Genomic DNA, 19,829 nt, shown 5'->3' on the forward strand with positions numbered 1-19,829 from the left:
CGTCTACCCCTCCATTCACCTTGCCTCTATTCCTTTAATTTGATCCCAAAAAGACTTACAAATACCGAAGCCTGTCCTCTAGAAATGATACATCCGCGCAGATCTTCAATACTTACACCTAAGCTTGTAAATTCACATGTACTGAGGTCGATCCCATCCAGCTTCGTACCCGTAAATTGTGCTTGTTCCAATTGACAATGCTCAAATTGTAGCTTTTGCAAAGTCGCTTCATAAAAATCAGAGTTGTTTAAAGAACACGTGTGAAACGTGATTTGTTTGAGATTTGCCATTCGGAACGTCGAAAAATCCCCTAAGCAATCTTGAAAAAGGATGTTTCGTAAGGTCGAGCCAGTAAGATCCATGCCGATAATTTTACAATTCCGAAATTCCGTTCGATGTATCGTCGCTTCTGTAAAGTCGACATTCGATAAATCACATCGGTCAAAAATAACATCCGTAAATTCAATTTCTTTCATCGCGATTCGTGTAAATGTCACATTGCGAAAAATCACTTTATCAAACGCTACCTTATAAGCTGACTGATTATCAATGACACAATCACTAATGATGCCAGTATGAAAACTATCCTCAGGTTCAAACTTTCCTTCTTGCAAGGTTATGATGGGCATTTCTTTAGGCATTTTGGGTGCATCTAATTTAAGATTACTCATGAAAAACTCCTTTAACATAAGGTAATGGGCAAAAAAATAAGCCTTACCGGCTTACCTTTATAAAATGATCATCGTGGATAAGCTGTGCAGCATGAAGAATAAGGATCCCCATTTTCTTTTGATATAATTCCGGCCACGAAAAAGCCTCGTCTTAATCGTAGAAACAGGTAAATTCACTTCTCGGCTGATGTCTTCTAAGGACATATCCAAATAATATTTGTAAACAATGAGATCTTTATATTTATCTGGCAGATCTTGAATCATTTGTTCCACCTGGCTATACGTTTCCTGTTCAATAAGCTGAAGCTCAGGCGTCTTCTCATGACTCACCAACTTCTCAATCAGGGGGCGTTCATCTTGGGATGGAAACCCGCTTGTATCCATGGAGAGCTCTTTTTTCTTCTTCCGCATCAGATCAATCGTAACATTTTTGCCAATGCTAAAGATCCAGCTGGAGAAATTTTTGGTAGCGTCAAATCGATGAGAATTCAAATGTGCACGCAAAAAAGTCTCCTGAACAACATCTTCGGAATCTGATTTATTTCGAAGCATACGAAAAGCTAATCGATAAATTCTGTCCTTATACAGCTCCAGAAGTCGATTAAACGCTTTCGCATCTCCTTGACTCCACATTGTTGCAAGTTGACTATCGCTTAATTGCAGCATGTTAAATCTCCTTCACATAGTAAACTACCTATCTTCTATTCTACCAAATTGAAGCAAAAAAAAGAAACCTTTTCAGGCTTCAAAGATGACTATTTATCGATAAAATTGGACACATATTCCGCTTTCTCTGCACTTGCTATGACGATTAGCGTTACAATAATTCCGAATAAGATAATTCCGCCTACGATCACACCGCGCACCCTCTTCGCTGATTGATACGAAATGATCATCTCTTATCAAAGATATGATGCGCGGCAGTGATTATTCACCGAGATTCATAATAACATATTGTTCAATATGGCTTGCCAATAGGCCGAAGGTTGGCTTTTGGACCTCAACATGCTCGCCAAGCAGTGATTTCACAGCTAAATACGGGAAGTTAATGCCCGATAAACAAGTGACATGTAAACCGCCTGACATCCGCGGATTAATCTCCAACAGCTTCGGTACATCCTGATTGTATTTGACTTGAATATTATAATTGAAGGGAATTCGGTAAGTAGCAGCTACCCGATTAGCAAGTTCAATCAGCTCTGGCACTTCCTCCAACAGCCTCAATCGTCCATCCGCCTTACGACGCGGGACAGCCGCAAGAAGCTCACCAGATGCGGAAGCTAAGCAATCGATGCTGTATTCATGGCCACCCAGTACTTCCATAACCATGACATCATCAAAACGTTCCACAGTCGAATAGTTCTGGTAGGCTTGTTCTTTCGTGAGATACGGCATAACCGGTCCAAACATATCAGTGAGCGCATTCCGCTTATTGCTGATAATCCGAAATCCATTGCCACCCTCACCATTCGTTGGCTTCATGCAGACGCCATGCCCAGCCGCAGTAAGCGCATCATGCGCTTTAAGAAACTGCTCAGCCGTATTCACCACATGATAATCCGGAATCGCGACGATCCCCTTAGGCCGGATGGACTCGTAAAACTTCTGCTTTTCCATGAGATTTTCTAAGAGCTCCAGATCACGACACACCGTTACGCGTGTACCTATTTTCTCAAACTCATCGAGATGCTTGGCAATCGCGTACATATGCAGCCTAGGAATAAACACATCAATCCCATGCTGTTTACAAAAGTTCAGGGCAAATTCCACATAGTCGTCATCGCCAAGAACAGGCTCTGTAGCTGCAAAGTCCGCTGCTTGCAGCGCCATGTGGGTACGATCCGGATGCGTTGCATACATCTTAAACTGAGCCCCATCCTCATTATTACGGATGCTGTTCATGTAATGATAAGCAACAGAGAACCAACGGTTAAACCATACTTTTTTCATGAGGGCTCCTTTATGAGCAACTTTCGGTGCTCGCTATGTGTGGAATGTACAAATGTGGTAATGTCATCAGCTGCAAAAATGCCGGATTCCTCCGTAAATCTATATACGCCGGACGGGGTTATTTGTTCTTGGCGGAATAACTCTCCATGACCTGGCGCAATCGCGTAATCAGCGATGTCTAACAAGCTCTGATCCAGTAGGGAGTCACCCGAAGCAATGACTTTCCGACCATCAAGTATTTGCTTTAGATGGGCAACTGCTGCTCCCTTGCTCACGGCCTCAGGGACGATGTAGACCTTCCTTCCTTGAACAGAAGTGCGCCAGCCCATACCCTTCAACTGTTTGCTCAAATCGGCTATTTCCTGTACAGGCATACGGTCACGCTCGACGATATGGGAGTAGAATAACTCATCGCAGAAGCTCGAGCTAATTAACCAATCCTGTTGCAACACTGCCTGCATGACAGGCAGGACATCCTCGACAGGAGCACTCGTCTCGCTGACACGAGCCCTGACGAGATCTCGCCACTCGGTATCCACTTTGCCATCGATCAACATATTCCCCCCGTTGCTTGTAACCGCATATTGGGGTTTCAGAATTTGACTGATGAGGTGTATTCGCTCATATTGGGCAATCGTTCGTGTTGTCACAGGGATGAAAATGAGTTCATTCATCAGCTCTTGTAATCGTTGATACGTGCTGGCGGACATATAGGATCTCACTTTGCCATCGATCAGCTCGGCAACCATGATACGTTCCCCCAATTGCTCCGCTCGCTCTGCTGGTTGGGAATAGATTAAGGTCTGATCTAAATCACTGGCATAAATCATTCGGCATCCCCTTTCACAGATTGTATGAGGCCGCAACACGAATACGTGAGGCCTGGATACACCTCAATAGGTACTCCACGCGCCTCAGCTAGCAGCAAGATATGCCGAATATGCGGATTATCCATGCGATCTACCAAGATCCGCCACGGTACTCTCCGAAGCAACACACGAGTCGTTTCTCCCACGCCAGGCTTAATCAAGTTGATATCAGCCATCTGATAGGTCGTCTGAATCTCTTGGATATCCCGTAAGCCATGCCAGGTAATTTCAGGTGGATCTGTCACGAAAGATTGGGCCATCTCTTGAGCTTCCTTAGTCACCTTGTTGAAAAAAGGAACAATCGATTCGATAAAATGATTAGACTGATCGTGATCCAGCCAATCTTTGTAATATTTCGAGCCATGAAAATCATGCGGGCCAATCAAATCGTCGCGCAGCACTGTACGACTCATTAAACCGGAGACCGTCGAGTTCAGACATGCACTCGGTATGAGAAAATCCTCACGGGTTCCGAACATGTCTGTACAATGCCCAGGATCGGCGAGTACCGCTAGATCATCGTCTAGGATGATCCCGTAATCCCTTGCCATTTTGCCACAAGCTTGGGTAAGCACTTTACGAATGGCCCCCTTGCCTGTCCACCCATCAATAAATTGCAGCTTAGCACCCGGATGTTTCTGCAACATATACAAGAGAGCGTTCTCATCAATCCCCTTGCCCCGAATAATCGAGATACTATAATGCGGTAGGTTCATCTGGTGGATATCTTGCAAGTATCGCTTGATCAAAATGCCAACAGGTGTACCCGCTCTAGCCAAGGAAACAAGGACCGTGTTCGGCCCCTTTTTGGTTCGGATAAGCTCAGCAACCACACCGACGGATACAGCTACTTTCTCGGCAGACAGCTCGAGGGTTTCTTGATACAGGTTCAAATAATCCGAGGAAGGCAGATGCTCCTGAGGAAGCATTTCGGAATAGTGCGTTCCAGATTGGATAGCTCGCTCTCTAGCATCTAAAGCGACTTCCAGCTTGATATTGCTGATATCCTTCAGTAAAAAAGTCACATCACCCGGTGGATAACTCCCAATAGGCAGGGGGTCATCTATGCGTCTGGATTGCCAAGTTTCCATACCTTAGCCTCCTTCCAATCGACCGTTTGCGGCGAGAAGAAGACGATATGCAGGGTGTGCAGTCCCTTGGCTTGGAGAATACGTACAATCGGCTCCATAGACGAAGGCGAAGCTTCTCTCTCCATAAAAAGAAAGATTTCCTGATACGTGCCGTACGGAATATTGTAGAAGAAGTGCGCGACTTGTTCATCCTCTGGCGAGGGGAAAGCGTGGCCATATTTCACTGCATAGTCAGCGTGTTCCATGACATGAATCGGGCTGCGTGTCGTTGATTGGTAAGACACCCCTGCCCCCATCTCAGCAGCAATTCGCATCGGGATATACATAAACTCCCCTGTGCCTACACAGAGTGTCTTAATCCCTGTACGTTTACGTTTAAGCAGCTCGGCCGTCTGCGTAATGGAACGATCCAATTGTTCCGAATTGGAGGTGGTAAGCCCGAACCTTCCGCTATGTTGCAAATAAGGGCGGTTCCCTGCATAAGGAGCATGCGAGAATAGCTGATTCACATAGCAAATTTGCAGATCTGTGCGCTCCTCAAGCAAAGGGCTAGGCGCTTGCAAGGGCAAGCTCTCGCTAGAGCCAACTACCTTCGTATTCCCGCGAATTAATGAGATGACGTGAATCGTAATCTGCAATTCCCGCTCCAACTCGGCAAAGTGTAGAATGTCTTCCTCTGTACGCCAATCTAGCAGTGCTAACACGTAGTACATTCTCTTGGGGTATTTCCCTTGCAGGTCGCGAATGATATTAAGCGACGTTCTACCTGTCGTAATTTCATCATCAACGAGAACAAGAATTTCAGGCTGCGCAAGAATGGCAGGGTCATCGGAGTAGCCATAGTGATCTGTAGCATGTGAATGCTCTTCTTGGAATTGAAATATGGATGGTGATTCATCGATCACTTCGCGTGTCGTGTGCAAATAATGGCTTCCTTGGCCAAAAGCTTCATAGACCGCATGGCCAATGGCCGTCGCTGTTTCCGCAAATCCAATGAAAGCAATAGGCTGCTTTAATGGTAAACGTTCAGACATGATCGCTTTATAGGCCGTTTCCGCTTTATCCGGGTATGTGAGCCCCTCAACAGCCAGCTGTACCTTCTCTTCTAGCTTCGTTTCTTGTAACGCTTCCTGCAATAATATCGCTAATGTAGTTCCACTTAACAGTGAAGTGTACGGATTCACCGGGATATGTTTGCCTAGCACCTTGCTTACAAACAAGAAAGATCGTTTCTTATTAATTCTCGCCGCCATCGCGAATAACGCATCGGACGGTATGTTGTGGGGATTGGACGTCACGGTGACGTGAAGCTCCAAATCGCCTGCTATTTTATACGTACGCTCGGTTAGGTCCAGTGAGTAATCCATCAAAGGTTTGTTGTTCATGCAGCACCCCATAAACTTGTGATCGTAAAAGAATACGTTTTGCCCAATTGAAATGGGGTTTGAATTCATTCATTTTATTGCCGTAGACACTCTTCATAACCCCAAGGTCGCCATGACTGTTCTTCAGAATGCTTATCGCATCCGTATATTCCTCATGTGTGACCGCATAGAGAGTTTGAACCGGCTTAATGTGCGTAGGATGAATAATTGTTTTCCCAATCAAGCCATTCTCTTTATCGAGCATGACTTCATTTAAGAGTCCCTTCGTCGGGAAATATTCCCACACGGGTCCAGAAATCACGTTGGAGGCTTCCATACGACCAAACATATTAATAATATCAGCCACACAATCCCGTATCGGGGCAATGTCATAAATCGTTCTGTCCTGACTTCGTCTCAGCCCAAATAAGCTTGAAAAGTCAGTAGCGCCAATCCGGATGTTCAAGACCAAATCCTTAAAATTCGTTATAATTTCGTTAATCGCCAGTAAGGTAAAAGTGCGGCTTTCTTTATAAATAATCGAGGCAGATTCTAGAATCGGTAATCCATATAAAATTGGTGCAGATGCCGATTTCTCATCGTTGTAATTTTCTAAAACTTGAAAATAATCCTCGCCATTTTCCACAGTAAATTTCGGGAACACAATACCCGTTAGAAGGGCTACATGCTCTTCCAGTCGCTCTAGTACGTAGTTCAATTGATTTACACTTCTAACACGGATGAATATCAGCGGAAGATTCTCAGCACTTACAATGCCAACTTCCATCCAATGGGCGATCTGATTCATTTGTCCAATAAGGGATTCTTCTGCAGCATGCACTTCGTTATCACCTACAGCATCCTCCAGATCAAGGACAACGGACACCAAGCCTTCAATTTTACCAAAAGCAATATCTTCTGCGAACGTACGTCGGGTCGCTGGCATGTACAGCGCAGCACCGACAGAATGAGCTAAAATGTCTTTGTGCGAATGATTATGGAAGGAATTCGGCGGTAAATAAAATAAAGCTTTCTCTTCATCCGCAGTTAAATAATTGAAATATCGCATGCCGATTCCTCCCTCTTTATTTCAACAAACAAATCCCTCCTTAGCGGAGGGATTGCCCATTGGTTACACGTAAGATTAAATTTTAAGATTCTTTAACTGATCCAGACTTGTCCTTTTTACGAAGCATGCTTAGAATAATTGTTCCTCCGAACAAAGCAATAATGACGGAGAAGAAGATCACATGTGAGATGTGGAAACCGAATGCTCCAGCAATCATTTTAAGACCGATGACGATAATTAAGATAAACGCTGTTCTCTCCAGTTCCGGGATCTTGTCAATGAGCTTCAAGAAGACTTGCGCCACGCCTCTCATCATGAGGACGCCTAAGATACCACCTAAGAACAATACCCACACCTTGTCGCTCACACCAAATGCGGCAAGAACGCTATCGACACTGAACGCGATATCCATGATTTCTACGGCAAGAACGGTACGCCAGAAGGATAGACCTTTATTCTTGACTTCCCCGCCTTCGTCGCCATGCTTCTTCATGAAGAGGTTACTATAAGCAATCCAAAGGAGATACAACCCACCGGCTACCTTAATCCAGGTAATCTGTACTAAGAACGTACCCACACCAATGGCGATAAACCTAAATATGTAGGCTCCTAATAAACCATAAAATAAAGCTCGCTTCTGCTGTTCCTTCGGCAAATGCTTAACCATTACAGCAAGCACTAACGCATTATCTGCAGAAAGTAATCCTTCGAGAAGGACGAGTGTACCGATAATCCCCCAGTTTACGGGATCAGTTAGTGTTGCTGAGAGTACGTCCCAACTAAAGAAATTCATAAAATTATCTACAAAGCTTTGGAAAAAGTCTGACATTAAGATGGACCCCCTGTTTAATTGCTATTCATCCTTACGTGATCTTCCTCATCTATCTCATTCACCGATTACACAATTCGTCTAATCGGATCATTGAATTCCAATCCATAACGCAACAAAGCTGGTCAAGTGAACACCATTTCTCGAGTTGAATTGATTAAGAAGAGTAGGGAGGTGATGCTCCAGAAAGCACCACCCTATTCCATTAGACTTCTTATTAGGAAGTTTGTAAACCGTAATCACGTGCCAAACCTGCTAGTCCATCTTTATAACCGCTGCCGATTGCACTAAATTTCCACTCGCCGTTATTGCGGTAAAGTTCGCCGATCACAACACCTGTTTCAATGGAGAAATCCTCGCCAAGATCGAAACGGATTAATTCCGCGCCAGATCCTTCATTCAACACACGCACATAAGCATTGGAAACTTGTCCAAAGTTTTGCGCTCTTGCTTCCGCATCATGAATCGTAATGCAGAATGCGATTTTCTCTGTTTCAGCAGGTACTGCGCTAAGATCAATGGAGATAACTTCATCATCGCCATCGCCTGCACCTGTACGATTGTCACCTTTGTGCTCGATAGAACCATTCGCATTTTTAGTGTTGTTGTAGAAAATAAAATCGGATTCGTTGCTAACTTTACCAGCTGCATTCGCTGCAAAAATGGAAGCATCCAAATCGAAATCCTTACCGCCATCATATTTGTTCGTGTCCCATCCTAAGCCAACAAGAACTTTCGTCAAACCTGGGTTTGTTTTCGTTAAATCGACTTTCTGACCTTTAGATAATGAAATAGACATGTGAAATACCTCTCTTTATATGGGATTTGGCTGTGCCATTATTGATATCTTTTAACTAATTGTCCAATGGTTGTGTCTGTATTGCCTTCACCAATTGCACTGAATTTCCATTCGCCGCTGTGTCGGTAAATTTCACCAACAATGAGGGATGATTTGCCTGAATAGTCATCAGTTAAGTTAAACTTAACCAACTCTTGTTGATTAGAACCATTCAATACACGGATATAAGCGGATTGAATGAGACCGAAATCTTGCTTTCTATTCACACAGTCATAAATATTCACGACGAATACGATTTTACTCACATCCGCTGGAACTTGTCCTAAATGAATTGAGATCGTCTCATCGTCACCATCGCCATCTCCGGTACGGTTGTCACCAGAGTGAACGACTGAACCATCAGGGCTTTGTAGATTAGCAAAATAAATTACATGTTTCTGATTCGTTATTCTTCCCTTTTCATCCAATAAGATCACGGAAGCGTCACAATCGATCTCAACGGCCGATTTCTTTGAGCCGAAGAACCCCTTCTTCTCAACAACTGCAGGATCCCAACCCAATCCAACCACAACTTTAGAAAGACCTGCGTTACCTTTTGTTAAATCAATCTTTTGACCTTTGACTAAACTGATTGTCAACGAGGTCACCTCCCTTCGCTTACCTGTTTTAGTGAACTCCCTTATCTGATACGCATAAAATTCAAACACGTTTCACTTTCCTGGGTAAATTATTTGTTAATTCGACTTTAATAGTCAAAATCCCCCAGAATTCAAAAGAAAAGCAGCCACAGGACGATCCTAGGCTGCGTTTTATCTTATTATAACATTTTACAACTTATGGTATTCAATAATTTTCCATTGGATGGCTTCTCATCCAATGATGAGCTTCTCCTCTGGATATCGGATGGCCGGTTTCTTTCTCCCATTGGTAAACAGGGAGTAAAACAAGAACAATCCGATGCGTCCGATGAACATGAGCACGATGAGCGAGATTTTGCTAACGGTGCCAAGATCTGCGGTAATTCCCGTGGATAAACCGCACGTGCCGAACGCTGACGCCACCTCGAATAGGATCGCCGACACTCCCCAACGGTTAGGTTCAGCTATCAGCAGGACGAAGATCCCTCCGAGAAGAAGTGCTATACCCGTGAGGAAAAACACAAAGCTTTTGAGTGAGTCCTCTTGGCTTATCATCCGACCGAATACCTTCGGTTCTTTCTCCCCGCGCGCATAAGCAATAAGGGCCAAGACAATAACGGCTACGGTCGTTGTGCGAACACCGCCCCCCATAGAGGAAGGGCTAGCCCCAATAAACATTAAAATAGAAACAAGCAGCAGGCTTGCCTCTGTAATGGTAGACATATCAATGGTTGTAAGTCCAGCGCTGCGTGAAGTGACGGATGTGAAGAGTGCGGTGAGTATTTTCCCATGCCAGCTCATCCCTGCCAACGCATGTGTTCGCTCCGTCAACCAGAAGCCGATCGTCCCGAACAGTAGCAGCACCGATGTCGTCACGAGTGTCAGCTTGGTAAACAGGGAGAACCGAAAATTCTTATGCCCGCCCCACCAATATTCTCGTAACTCAGCCACGACAGGAAACCCAATCCCGCCTAATACAATCAAGAATATCGTAAGCGCCTGAACGAAATAATCACTCGAATAATTAAGCAAGGAGTTGCCGAATAGATCAAATCCAGCATTCGTAAATGCGGAAATGGTATGAAACATCCCATAATACAGTGCTTTCCCAATCGACCCGTATTCGCCAGTAAAATAAAAATACAAGCCAAATGCCAATGTACTAATCGCCTCTAGAATCAGCGTAAAGCCCAACACTAGCTGCATTAACTGAACCAATCCAGATAAATGGTGGCGATTCTGGTCAATCATAATCATCTTTCGCTGCAGCAATCCGATTTCCTGACCGAACAATAGCCAATAGAAGCTCCCCAACGTCATGACGCCGATCCCACCGAATTGAAAAGCAACGATAAGTACGCCAATACCGAAATTGCTAAGCGTATCCGTGATACCAACCGTCGTCAGACCTGTCACGCTGACTGCACTAACAGATGTAAAGAGGGCGTCCACGAAAGAGATCGTGGCGCCCGGTTTTAAACTAATAGGTAATTTAAGAAGAATGGCAATTAGAAAAATACCAATCATATAAGCGATAACAATATGTCTTGATGCTGGCATTTTCTTTAGTTTATTGAGCATGATTATACCTTCAACTGAGAGTAATAAGATTAGATACTCTTATATTGTCCTTTGAAATGTTTTCCCATCCAAAGGCAAATGTCCCATAAATCTGCAACAGGTTGGTTCGTGAACGGCAAGGTGTGCAAATACCCTGGAGGCCCAAACTCTGGTGTAAAGGTGACTGTCGTTAGTCCTGCATCCTGCTTCGCTTGTACGATGCTATTCCACCAGCTCATGTGCTTCTGCAATTCGTTTGCATACTCCGGTGCTCTTGGATCTGGCACTTGAGGTCCTTGTGCATAGCCTACTCGGCCATGAATATGCAGGACACGGGAGAAGGATTTGCGCAAATTCTCCTCTTCATTCTCTAAGGTGGTCTCGGTTACACAGCACCAGTGGCTGTAATCCGCTGTTAGGTTGATCCCAGGCACGGCATCTAGCAGCCTGCCTGTTTCCCATGGATTATACAAGGCTCTGCCGCGATGCGTCTCATGACCGATCGCAATCCCGTATCTTTTCTCAATTTCAGCCGCTTCACGAAAGAATTCGACTTGCTCTTCAAAAGGCATCGAATCCTTGGCGCTGTGGGATGTAATGCTAACGGGACGAAATGAAACCGCCCGTGCCACTTGCTCAGCAAAAGAAGCGATATGGTCAGGACCTTGCGTAAATACCATAGCTATATAGTCCAATTGATAGGCTTCAAGCAGCTTCCTGAACTGATCTTCATCGGCAAGTGTCGGCATCGGTGCCTCAATTCCCACATAACCCGCTGCTGCAATTCGTTCAAATTGGGATTCTAGCGAGCCTTCCATGCCCCACAATGCTTTAAATAATTTGATTTCCATCTTTCATAGCCCTCCTCAACACAATCAATGAGTCAAGCTTAAATCATCTTACATTATTTGACTAGTGCAATTTTGGGATGATCTCATTGGTGCTGCTAATTGCGATGTCCTAACGGACATGAATGACGCTATTGCGGTCAAAGTAGTTCTTTTTAGGAGCTAACGGACGCAGGAGCCGCTATTATGGCAAAGATACCCCATATAATGGCATATTTCATAGATTAACGTCTTCTCTGTCCGTTAGTTTTCTTATTTCGTACTTTCCGGTTTAATAGAAGCTCCTGTGGCCGTTAGCCATGAGCAGGATGTCGGAGGTATCAAGCTGTCACATTCCTATTGTTACGGCTCATAATCCATAGCGTCAACCAGATAAGTATAAACCCAAGCAGCTGACCTATCGTCAGCTTTTGACCAAATACAAGCCAGTTCATACAAACCCCAACTGCAGGGAATGCAAGTTCAGCTAACGTCGCAAAGAACGCTTTGGTGGTGGACAAGCCTTTATAATAAAGCAGCATGCTAAGCAGGCCTGGGAAAAAAGCTTGGAACAGCAGGTTTACCGCGATAATCGTAAGCTCACTGCTCGATCCATTCAGCCCCCAATGGTCACCGCTTGCTAACAGAACAATCGTCAGAAGTGGCAGTGCCAGCAAGAAGCGAAGTGAGGTCACGACAGGGAAATCCAACTTTTTCTGAAGCAGGAATTTCCCCATCACCGTGGAACCGCCCCACAAAACAGCCGCCAATATGGAAAATAAGCAGCTTATTGTACCTAAATCCTTCAAGCCCATGCCAGGCAAACCGAGGCCGAACGTCAGCAGATAAGTACCTAACAGGGCCACCCCGATATAGGCGAAAAACTTCGACGGCAATGTCTCTTTGAGCAGCACACGAGCTAGGATAATTGCGAATAAGGGCTGTAGTTTCTGTAGAAGCAAGATCGCATTGGCGCTGCCATGAGAGAAAGCCGCGGTGAATAGAATGGTGGCAATTGCCGATCCACCCCAAGAAATGAACAGCAGCGCTCCAATAACAGCAAGTGAGAGCTTGCCAGTTAACGTACGGCGATATTTCATCAAAACGGGCACAGCGTAAATGGCCAAGAGAACATGTTCGATGAATACGATTTGCGCCGAGGTAAAGCTTTTCAATAGTAAGATGCGAAATAGAGGATCCAGTCCCCACAGGGTTGCGCCAAGAGCGACATACCAGATCCCGCTCATACCACTCGTACGTGTGGGTTGAAGAGTCGCGCCCTTATTTCCGAACTTAAATGCATTTTCCAATTCAAAAACCTCCTAAAGAACGGTTTGAATTGAACCTTCTCGAAGAACAATGCCCCCGCACATGATAATGGCGGGGGCATTGACAAACAGACCTGTTAAATGATGAAATTTAACAAGTTTGTTCTTCACCTTCTCTCATCCGGACTATACCGTCGGCCTTGGAATCACACCAAGTCAGTCCCAGCCATTACTGGCTGGGAGTCGCGGGCTGGAGATACACGCATGCATGTATCCTCACCGCCGGTAGGGAATTGCACCCTGCCCCGAAGGTTCATATTCGATTAAGTGTATACTATCAGGTTACAGTTTAGTTGGCAACTGTATAAATGAAAAAAGACTGAATCACCTCATCTTCCCTGGTGATTTCAGCCTCTAATTAAATAACAAATTCTATAAATTCCGGTGAACGCAGTCTCCCGCTTTGGGTCCAGCTTCTAGTTTTAACCCTCGCCATAATCCGCGGCTCCATATAGGCGAAATTCTTGTCTTCCTTGAAGACTAATCGCCTCTTCACGCCTTCTATAGCCTTCATATGAAGGGGGGAAACGCCTGATTCAATGATTCCTACTGGTAACTTGGATCCGTCTGCTGCATCAATAGAAGCCAGTAAAGCAAAATTATTTTTCCTATATCCAGAAATGTACACATCGGCGTACGTCCAATTAATTACTTTTTGCCAGCGGATGGAGCGTTTGTTTATTTCGTAAGTGGAATTTTCTTTTTTGGATTTTATAATAATGCCCTCAAGTCCGCGGCCGCGAACGTGTTCATAATACTCGATGGCATTTCCCTCGAACATTTCAATCTTTTTATAGTTCTCATTTTCGCTAAAAGCCTGCTCTAACAGCTCTTTACGCTTAAGCAAACTTAAACCCGTGACGTCAATTCCCTTGTATCGCAAAATGTCAAAAGCACAAAAAACCACAGGTTTCTTATTTTTCTTAGATAAAAACCGTGCGGACATCGCTTCAAAATCAGGCTTCCCTTGATCATCCAGCACGACTAATTCACCATCAAGTATGGTGCCTTCCGGTACAGGGCATCTTAATAGCTCAGGGAATTTATGCGTTATTAAGTCATTGTGTCTCGTATATACATACAGTTTATCCATATGGGAAAGAATACATCGTAAACCATCTAATTTTAATTCCGCAATATGATTCTTACTGTAAAATGGCTGATTATTTTTGGCATTGTACAGCATCATAGGAGAAATGAACATGTTATTATCACCCTGATTTAAATGATACTTCACTATGAACCTTCTGCCTATTGGTAACTGTTTCCCACGGTAAACAATTAAAAATTATCGCTTTGATGTCACACATGAATGCCCTCAATTGTCTTATAAGTGTCACAAAAAAATTGGAGGTAATCACTGATGACACAACGTTTAAATTATATGCAGCAATCACCTGAGCTTTTCAAAAAAATGCTGGAATTCAGCAACGCCGAACACGATAGTGCCGTTGAAGAGAAGATTCTTGATCTTGTTCACATCCGTGCTTCGCAAATGAATGGTTGTGGGTTCTGTCTAGACATGCACGTCAAGCAAGCGAAGATCCATGGGGAAGGCGAACTTCGCCTCTACCACATTGCCATATGGCGTGAATCCACGTTGTTTACACCGCGCGAGCGGGCAGCACTGGCTTGGACAGAGATTCTGACTAAGCTTCCTGAGCATGGTGTGCCGGACGAATTGTATGATCGCGTTCGTGGTCAATTCTCTGAAAAAGAAATCTCAGATCTAACTTTCTCCGTCATGGCTATTAATGCTTGGAATCGCATCAATGTCGCTTTCAAAAACGTACCAGGTTCGGCAGATGCAGCATTTGGACTAACGAAAGCTGGTTTGAGTTAATCTCATAGCCAGCCCCACTAAGAACCCTGCGAAGGGTTCTTTTTTATTTCCCCGTGACACCATCCTTATACATGCCAATTTCTGCATAAGCACTTTCCGCTCTGTTCATACTATCTCCGAGATTATAGGCACTGGAGGGAATCATCTTTGGAGGCAATCAGCACGAGTATAGAAACGAATGAAGATTATCTCACCGAACAGTTCAAAGATTGCTCCGATATGGTCATACGATCCTTTAAATTAATGGATGAAACCCAACTTCTACTCGTATATTTGGATGGCATGACTCGCCTACAAAGCATTGAAGATAACATTCTGAAGCCATTGATTTTCAGCGGCTTGCCGCAAGGCATTGATCGCATACAATCGCTTGCTGAGATGTTCAGACGTGAATGGTTGCCATTAACAGATATCAAGACCGACAAATCCCTTGCGGATTTGGTTAACCATATCCTGCACGGCTGCTTAGCTATCTTGGTGGACGGTGAAGCTTCTGCACTCATTGCTCAAGTCCAGGGATACGAGACAAGAGGTATTCAAGAGCCGATGAAGGAAGCAACCTTGCGAGGCTCCAAGGAAGGCTTCGTGGAACATATCCGCACCAATACAACGTTAATTAGACGCAGGATCATTCACCCGCTTCTGAAAATGGAGTCTTTTACAATTGGCAAATACACGCAAACAGATGTGATTCTTGCCTATATGAAGGGACTTGCAGATGAGAAAGTATTATCAGAAGTAAGAGAGAAACTGGGTAAAATCGAAATGGACGGCATCATTGATTCCGCGTATATTGAAGAATGGCTGGAGAATAGTTCCTTCTCCATCTTCTCGCAAATCCAGAATACCGAGAGGCCCGATATCGTAGCTGCAAGTTTAATAGAGGGAAAGGTCGCTCTCATCACGAACGGCACTCCCTTTGTTCTTATTCTTCCGGTTACCCTCTGGTCAGGTCTTCAATCGGCAGACGATTATTTCGAGCGTTTTATATTTGTCATCATAATTCGGATGATCCGATACATTATGACGTTTATTTCATTTGCCTTACCTGCAATCTACGTCGCACTGTCAACATTCCATCCCGAAATGGTCCCGAGTTACCTCATGATCGGAATTGCAACCGCGAGGGAAAATACACCATTCCCCACCGTCATTGAGTTATTCCTCATGATGTTTGTTTTCGATGGCTTACAAGAGGCTGGCGTTCATCTCCCCAATCAACTCGGGCCTGTCGTCAGCATTATCGGTGCCTTGGTCATCGGACAAGCCGCTGTCGAAGCCGGGATCATCTCTACGCCGATTATCATCGTCATTTCGTTAACAGGCGTTGCAGCTTATACAATTCCCAGATACAGCGCCACGCTTCCCTTTCGCTTAATCAGGTATTTGATGCTATTCATCTCAGGGTTCCTAGGCTTTGTCGGCTTTGCCTTCGGCATTATTTTCTTGTTGATCCATCTGGTATCACTTGAGTCCTTTGGAACACCCTACTTAAGTCCAGTAGCCCCATTCGATGGTAAACGGATTAGAGATCTACTTATTCGATACCCCTTCTGGGTCAAGAACGGTCGCAATAAGAAAGGACGTTCAACATGATCCGTATTGCCATCCAAACATGCGTGTCATTGTCTCTCTTTATGCTTTTAACCAGCTGCACGGATTTTGTGGAACCGAATCAATTAGCTTTCGTGATGGGGACAGCGATTGACCATGTTGAGAACGGGAATATTGAAGTTAGCCATCAGATCGCAATCCCCTCTAAGATGAATACATTTAAAAACGGATCTGGCGATTCCGATAGCTTTCTCGTCATGTCGGCTAAAGGTAAAGATGTTTTTGAAGCCACTGAGAAAATACAAAGAGAGATGTCCCGTCGATTGATGACGAGCCATCGGATACTGATCGCGATCAGTGAGGAGTTTTTTAACAAGAATGACGTTAGCAAATTATTTGATAAGCTGGGGAGAGATCCTGCGAACAATCAACGAGATGTCACCATCATGGTCAAAGGAAACAATGCCAAGGAATTCCTTCTGATTAAGCATCCTATGGAGAATCTCTCGAGCATCGCTGCCGGTAAAGAAATGCATATCAACGGAATGAAGAACTTCTCTACCAGACAATTTATTATCGATAGTGTAGCAGAGGAAATCAGTTCGCTGATACCGATTCTCCAGATCAGAAATGTGAAGGTGAACACCAAAAAAGCAAATCCTTTAGCTGTCTTATCCGGATACGCTGTTTTAAACAAAAAACTGAAAGTAGGTGGCGTACTAGACGATTTCGAAGGCTCAGATGTGGCTTGGTTGTCTGGGAAAGGAAGTGCACAAAGCGTGACTTTTCCATGGAAGGAAGGCAATGGCATCTTATCGTTTCGATTAACCCACCTTGCTCGTAATGTTCAATCTAACGGTAACCATGATCCGCGTCAGGTTGTCATAAAGGTCAAGGCGCAAGCCTATCTTCTTGAGAACACGACCTCACTAGACATGTCCGAAGTACATAATATGATAGAAGTCGAAAAGTACCTTAATGAGCAGATCCAATCCAAATTACAACTTGCACTGGTGAAAGTTCAGCAATGGGGACCCGATGTTTTCGGTATCGGTGCCTATCTTCATCGCAAATATCCGTACTGGTGGAAATCGCAAAAAGACGATTGGAATGAGAATTTCAAGAAAGTTGAAGCTACTGTCCAAGCGAATATACATATCAGATCCGTCGGAGTGCTTGGCGGTCAATTAGAATGAGGAAGGTAAGGAGTGACAACGAGGGTATGAAAGTAAGCGGTTATCAAATGTTTTGGTTGGTTAGTATTTCTTCCATTATCGTGGTTTCCTACCTCCCCATCCAGTTAGCCGCGGAGCAGTCACGTCAAGACTGTTGGATTTCCATACTACTCGGGGGCATAATCATGATGGCTATCACCTGGATGATGCTCCGAGTTTGTCTGCAGAATAAGGATAAAACGTTGGTCAATTTCATGAAAGACCTATTAGGAACTGTACTTGGGAAAATCATCATCACCGTGTATTTTCTACTATGGTTTATGCAAATGTCTACGATCGTAAGAGGTATGGCCGAATTTGTAAATTTAGTTCTCGTTCATAACACACCGATGATCGTCATCGTACTGTGCATGTTATTTCTTCTTGCGTATGCGATTTATAAAGGTGGGATTACGACGATTAGCCGCTGTGCTGAAATGATTGGACCTTTCTTCGTCCTCATGCTATTCGGGCAGCTATTCTTGAATCCTCAGGATATGGAGGTAAATCGAATTCTGCCCATTTATGCTGATTCAGGCTGGACTCATATTCTGAAGGGCACGTTTCGTTCCTACAATTATATGATGGATCCTTCGATTATTCTTATGTTATTCTTTTTCGCCGAGAATAAGCGAACTGCTACAAGAGCGATCCTATGGGGGACCGCTGTAGCCATGATATGGGGTGTTCTGACCACGCTAGTTCTTCTCTTTGTGACCGGGCCCAACGTGGCGGCTAAATTAATTGCTCCTGTCTATTCACTAACCAAATTCGTCTCCATTCTCAATTTCGTTCAGAATATCGATGCTTTTTTCATACCGCTTTGGCTGCTTGGCGCTTTCATTAAATTATCCGTATGCTTATTTATACTCAGCTATGGTTTATCGGAGTGGACAGGAATTAAAAATTGGAAGTTTATTGCTTACGTCATAGCTTTCATCTTATTGATATACGTTATCTATAGCACCCACCATCTTCGGCTTTCGTTTACACTTAAAAACATGTTTCTGATTAGCATCTTTTACCCTGCCGTCTACATTGTCATTCCCTTGATTTTATGGGCAATTGGCGGCATACGACTTCGCCGTAAAGTCTCAAATAGCTAAATGCTCTAGTTTATCTGGATTCACGATAATGTAAATTCGTTGCATGGTCATGGTGTGGGTATCCCATTCAAAACAAATGACACCCGTGGGAACACCATCTTGCGATAACATTACCCCAGGTTGATCATTGACCTCTACAAGCTGTGCTTTCGAAACCGGGAAGCGACTTTGAGAGAGAGCACTCAACAACTTGAGTACGCGTTCTTTCCTATATATAGGATGGATAGCTGCCGATACTTTCCCTCCACCATCTGCAATCAGCACGACATCCTCTGTTAACATATCCACCAAGGATTGAATGTTACCATGCGAAATCGCCGAAATGAAACGTGTCACCAGTTCCTTTTCTTCAACCAGACGGGTGGATGGACTTACCTGCTTGGCTGAGGACACATCTACCTTCTTCTTGACACGACTGAATATTTTCCGGCAATTCACTTCCGTTTTATTAAACATTTCGCCAATCTCACTATGTTCATAAGCAAAAACTTCGCGAAGAATAAACACCGCTCTCTCCAAAGGAGTCAGTTTATCCATCAGAATAAGAAAAGCATAAGAAATCGTATCATGGCGCTCTGCGCTTTCCAATGGACGATCCTCGCCTAGCTGAACGGTTGGTTCAGGCAGCCAATTCCCCACATAGCTAATTCTCTTTTTCCTCGCTGACTTTAATTCATTCAAGCATCGGTTGACCATCATTTTGCTTAAATAAGACTTGGTATTATGAATATTCTCATTGCTATGTCCATGAATGCTTATGAACAAATCTTGCACCATATCTTCTGCATCTGATCTAGAACCAAGCATCCGATATGCGATGGCAAACAAATGAGGCTTATAGGTTGTATATAAATCCTCGATACTCGTTGTGGGTTGATCCTTTGTGAAACTTTGCATAATACCCCTCCTTCATTCCTAAAGAGAAACTTCAGCCCTTCTGACAAAAACATGCGTCTTTGATAAGACAACTGGCGTTGTCCATCTGTGACATGCATCTTGAAATAGGGGAGGGACTTGCGATTCGCAAATTTGTATTAACTGGAAAATATACAGCTATTTATGAGGATTTTCTTCGAAAACTCGATTTAACTGTAAAATATGTAGTTAAAACCACCTG

General features: G+C 44.1%; 19 protein-coding genes and 1 riboswitch. Of the genes, 4 read left to right on the top strand and 15 right to left on the bottom strand.

All coding sequences use genetic code 11. The features are described from left to right. Nucleotides 1-26 precede the first annotated feature (26 nt). From GC096_RS05190 to GC096_RS05255, 14 genes are all read right to left on the bottom strand, one after another. Entirely contained in the window at nt 27-671 is a 645-nt protein-coding gene (locus GC096_RS05190) for a pentapeptide repeat-containing protein (protein WP_171629225.1), read from the bottom strand. A 57-nt stretch (nt 672-728) separates the two neighbouring features. Further along, a complete protein-coding gene (locus GC096_RS05195; RefSeq protein WP_068668226.1) occupies nt 729-1,337 on the bottom strand; it encodes a sigma-70 family RNA polymerase sigma factor in 609 nt (202 codons plus the stop codon). Nucleotides 1,338-1,598: 261 nt separating this feature from the next. Further along, nucleotides 1,599-2,621: an ATP-grasp domain-containing protein gene (locus GC096_RS05200; RefSeq protein ID WP_171629226.1), complete on the bottom strand. Its 1,023-nt coding sequence runs from the start codon at nt 2,619-2,621 to the stop codon at nt 1,599-1,601. Next, on the bottom strand, nt 2,618-3,451 hold the full coding sequence (locus GC096_RS05205; RefSeq protein WP_171629227.1) for an HAD family hydrolase: 834 nt from the start codon (nt 3,449-3,451) through the stop codon (nt 2,618-2,620). The genes GC096_RS05200 and GC096_RS05205 overlap by 4 nt, the downstream gene beginning before the upstream one ends. Next, nucleotides 3,448-4,581, bottom strand: coding sequence for a cysteine protease StiP family protein (locus GC096_RS05210; protein ID WP_171629228.1), 1,134 nt, complete (start codon nt 4,579-4,581; stop codon nt 3,448-3,450). Before GC096_RS05210 ends, GC096_RS05205 begins: the two co-directional genes overlap by 4 nt. Continuing rightward, complete coding sequence (locus GC096_RS05215) at nt 4,554-5,966, bottom strand: phosphoribosyltransferase family protein (RefSeq protein WP_246302587.1); 1,413 nt, start codon at nt 5,964-5,966, stop codon at nt 4,554-4,556. Before GC096_RS05215 ends, GC096_RS05210 begins: the two co-directional genes overlap by 28 nt. Continuing rightward, nucleotides 5,911-7,014: an HpcH/HpaI aldolase/citrate lyase family protein gene (locus GC096_RS05220; RefSeq protein WP_171629229.1), complete on the bottom strand. Its 1,104-nt coding sequence runs from the start codon at nt 7,012-7,014 to the stop codon at nt 5,911-5,913. Before GC096_RS05220 ends, GC096_RS05215 begins: the two co-directional genes overlap by 56 nt. A gap of 82 nt (nt 7,015-7,096) precedes the next feature. Then, complete coding sequence (locus GC096_RS05225; protein WP_171629230.1) at nt 7,097-7,843, bottom strand: MeeY/MeeF family manganese export membrane protein; 747 nt, start codon at nt 7,841-7,843, stop codon at nt 7,097-7,099. A 217-nt stretch (nt 7,844-8,060) separates the two neighbouring features. After that, entirely contained in the window at nt 8,061-8,642 is a 582-nt protein-coding gene (locus GC096_RS05230; RefSeq protein WP_171629231.1) for a TerD family protein, read from the bottom strand. Nucleotides 8,643-8,680: 38 nt separating this feature from the next. Then, nucleotides 8,681-9,280 carry a TerD family protein gene (locus tag GC096_RS05235; protein ID WP_171629232.1) on the bottom strand — a complete coding sequence of 200 codons (600 nt, stop codon included), beginning with the start codon at nt 9,278-9,280 and terminating at the stop codon, nt 8,681-8,683. 231 nt (nt 9,281-9,511) lie between these two features. Further along, the gene (locus GC096_RS05240) at nt 9,512-10,861 is read right to left on the bottom strand and encodes a TrkH family potassium uptake protein (RefSeq protein ID WP_171629233.1); all 1,350 of its coding nucleotides are present in this window, start codon (nt 10,859-10,861) and stop codon (nt 9,512-9,514) included. Between the two features lie 29 nt (nt 10,862-10,890). Beyond that, on the bottom strand, nt 10,891-11,691 hold the full coding sequence (locus GC096_RS05245; RefSeq protein ID WP_171629234.1) for a sugar phosphate isomerase/epimerase family protein: 801 nt from the start codon (nt 11,689-11,691) through the stop codon (nt 10,891-10,893). A 317-nt stretch (nt 11,692-12,008) separates the two neighbouring features. Next, the gene (locus GC096_RS05250) at nt 12,009-12,914 is read right to left on the bottom strand and encodes a DMT family transporter (RefSeq protein ID WP_171629304.1); all 906 of its coding nucleotides are present in this window, start codon (nt 12,912-12,914) and stop codon (nt 12,009-12,011) included. Nucleotides 12,915-13,100: 186 nt separating this feature from the next. Further along, a riboswitch (FMN riboswitch) is annotated at nt 13,101-13,252 on the bottom strand. A 101-nt stretch (nt 13,253-13,353) separates the two neighbouring features. Further along, nucleotides 13,354-14,232 (bottom strand): ATP-dependent DNA ligase, encoded by an 879-nt coding sequence (locus GC096_RS05255; RefSeq protein ID WP_312886192.1) that lies wholly within the window; start codon nt 14,230-14,232, stop codon nt 13,354-13,356. Nucleotides 14,233-14,358: 126 nt separating this feature from the next. Here GC096_RS05255 and GC096_RS05260 point away from each other — a divergent pair, with 126 nt between their 5' ends. The 4 genes from GC096_RS05260 to GC096_RS05275 all read left to right on the top strand — a co-directional run bounded on the left by GC096_RS05260 (nt 14,359) and on the right by GC096_RS05275 (nt 18,712). Beyond that, entirely contained in the window at nt 14,359-14,838 is a 480-nt protein-coding gene (locus GC096_RS05260) for a carboxymuconolactone decarboxylase family protein (protein WP_171629235.1), read from the top strand. Between the two features lie 147 nt (nt 14,839-14,985). Then, complete coding sequence (locus GC096_RS05265; RefSeq protein ID WP_246302588.1) at nt 14,986-16,434, top strand: spore germination protein; 1,449 nt, start codon at nt 14,986-14,988, stop codon at nt 16,432-16,434. After that, nucleotides 16,431-17,588 carry a Ger(x)C family spore germination protein gene (locus tag GC096_RS05270; RefSeq protein ID WP_171629236.1) on the top strand — a complete coding sequence of 386 codons (1,158 nt, stop codon included), beginning with the start codon at nt 16,431-16,433 and terminating at the stop codon, nt 17,586-17,588. Before GC096_RS05265 ends, GC096_RS05270 begins: the two co-directional genes overlap by 4 nt. Continuing rightward, entirely contained in the window at nt 17,585-18,712 is a 1,128-nt protein-coding gene (locus GC096_RS05275; RefSeq protein WP_171629237.1) for a GerAB/ArcD/ProY family transporter, read from the top strand. The genes GC096_RS05270 and GC096_RS05275 overlap by 4 nt, the downstream gene beginning before the upstream one ends. On the opposite strand, the gene GC096_RS05280 is transcribed toward GC096_RS05275, so the two are convergent. Continuing rightward, a complete protein-coding gene (locus GC096_RS05280; protein ID WP_171629238.1) occupies nt 18,701-19,609 on the bottom strand; it encodes an RNA polymerase sigma-70 factor in 909 nt (302 codons plus the stop codon). The two genes, GC096_RS05275 and GC096_RS05280, sit on opposite strands and share 12 nt — an antisense overlap. Nucleotides 19,610-19,829: the final 220 nt, after the last annotated feature.

This window comes from Paenibacillus plantarum (genome assembly GCF_013141695.1).
GTDB lineage: Bacteria > Bacillota > Bacilli > Paenibacillales > NBRC-103111 > Paenibacillus_E > Paenibacillus_E plantarum.

Excerpts from the sequence above, each read along its gene's own strand:
- GC096_RS05195 (WP_068668226.1), bottom strand. The coding sequence starts at position 1,337 with ATGCTGCAATTAAGCGATAGTCAACTTGCAACAATGTGGAGTCAAGGA.
- GC096_RS05205 (WP_171629227.1), bottom strand. The coding sequence starts at position 3,451 with ATGATTTATGCCAGTGATTTAGATCAGACCTTAATCTATTCCCAACCA.
- GC096_RS05190 (WP_171629225.1), bottom strand. The coding sequence starts at position 671 with ATGAGTAATCTTAAATTAGATGCACCCAAAATGCCTAAAGAAATGCCC.
- GC096_RS05230 (WP_171629231.1), bottom strand. The coding sequence starts at position 8,642 with ATGTCTATTTCATTATCTAAAGGTCAGAAAGTCGATTTAACGAAAACA.
- GC096_RS05245 (WP_171629234.1), bottom strand. The coding sequence starts at position 11,691 with ATGGAAATCAAATTATTTAAAGCATTGTGGGGCATGGAAGGCTCGCTA.
- GC096_RS05225 (WP_171629230.1), bottom strand. The coding sequence starts at position 7,843 with ATGTCAGACTTTTTCCAAAGCTTTGTAGATAATTTTATGAATTTCTTT.
- GC096_RS05215 (WP_246302587.1), bottom strand. The coding sequence starts at position 5,966 with ATGAACAACAAACCTTTGATGGATTACTCACTGGACCTAACCGAGCGT.
- GC096_RS05260 (WP_171629235.1), top strand. The coding sequence starts at position 14,359 with ATGACACAACGTTTAAATTATATGCAGCAATCACCTGAGCTTTTCAAA.
- GC096_RS05270 (WP_171629236.1), top strand. The coding sequence starts at position 16,431 with ATGATCCGTATTGCCATCCAAACATGCGTGTCATTGTCTCTCTTTATG.
- GC096_RS05210 (WP_171629228.1), bottom strand. The coding sequence starts at position 4,581 with ATGGAAACTTGGCAATCCAGACGCATAGATGACCCCCTGCCTATTGGG.
- GC096_RS05220 (WP_171629229.1), bottom strand. The coding sequence starts at position 7,014 with ATGCGATATTTCAATTATTTAACTGCGGATGAAGAGAAAGCTTTATTT.
- GC096_RS05275 (WP_171629237.1), top strand. The coding sequence starts at position 17,585 with ATGAGGAAGGTAAGGAGTGACAACGAGGGTATGAAAGTAAGCGGTTAT.
- GC096_RS05250 (WP_171629304.1), bottom strand. The coding sequence starts at position 12,914 with ATGAGCGGGATCTGGTATGTCGCTCTTGGCGCAACCCTGTGGGGACTG.
- GC096_RS05240 (WP_171629233.1), bottom strand. The coding sequence starts at position 10,861 with ATGCTCAATAAACTAAAGAAAATGCCAGCATCAAGACATATTGTTATC.
- GC096_RS05200 (WP_171629226.1), bottom strand. The coding sequence starts at position 2,621 with ATGAAAAAAGTATGGTTTAACCGTTGGTTCTCTGTTGCTTATCATTAC.
- GC096_RS05280 (WP_171629238.1), bottom strand. The coding sequence starts at position 19,609 with ATGCAAAGTTTCACAAAGGATCAACCCACAACGAGTATCGAGGATTTA.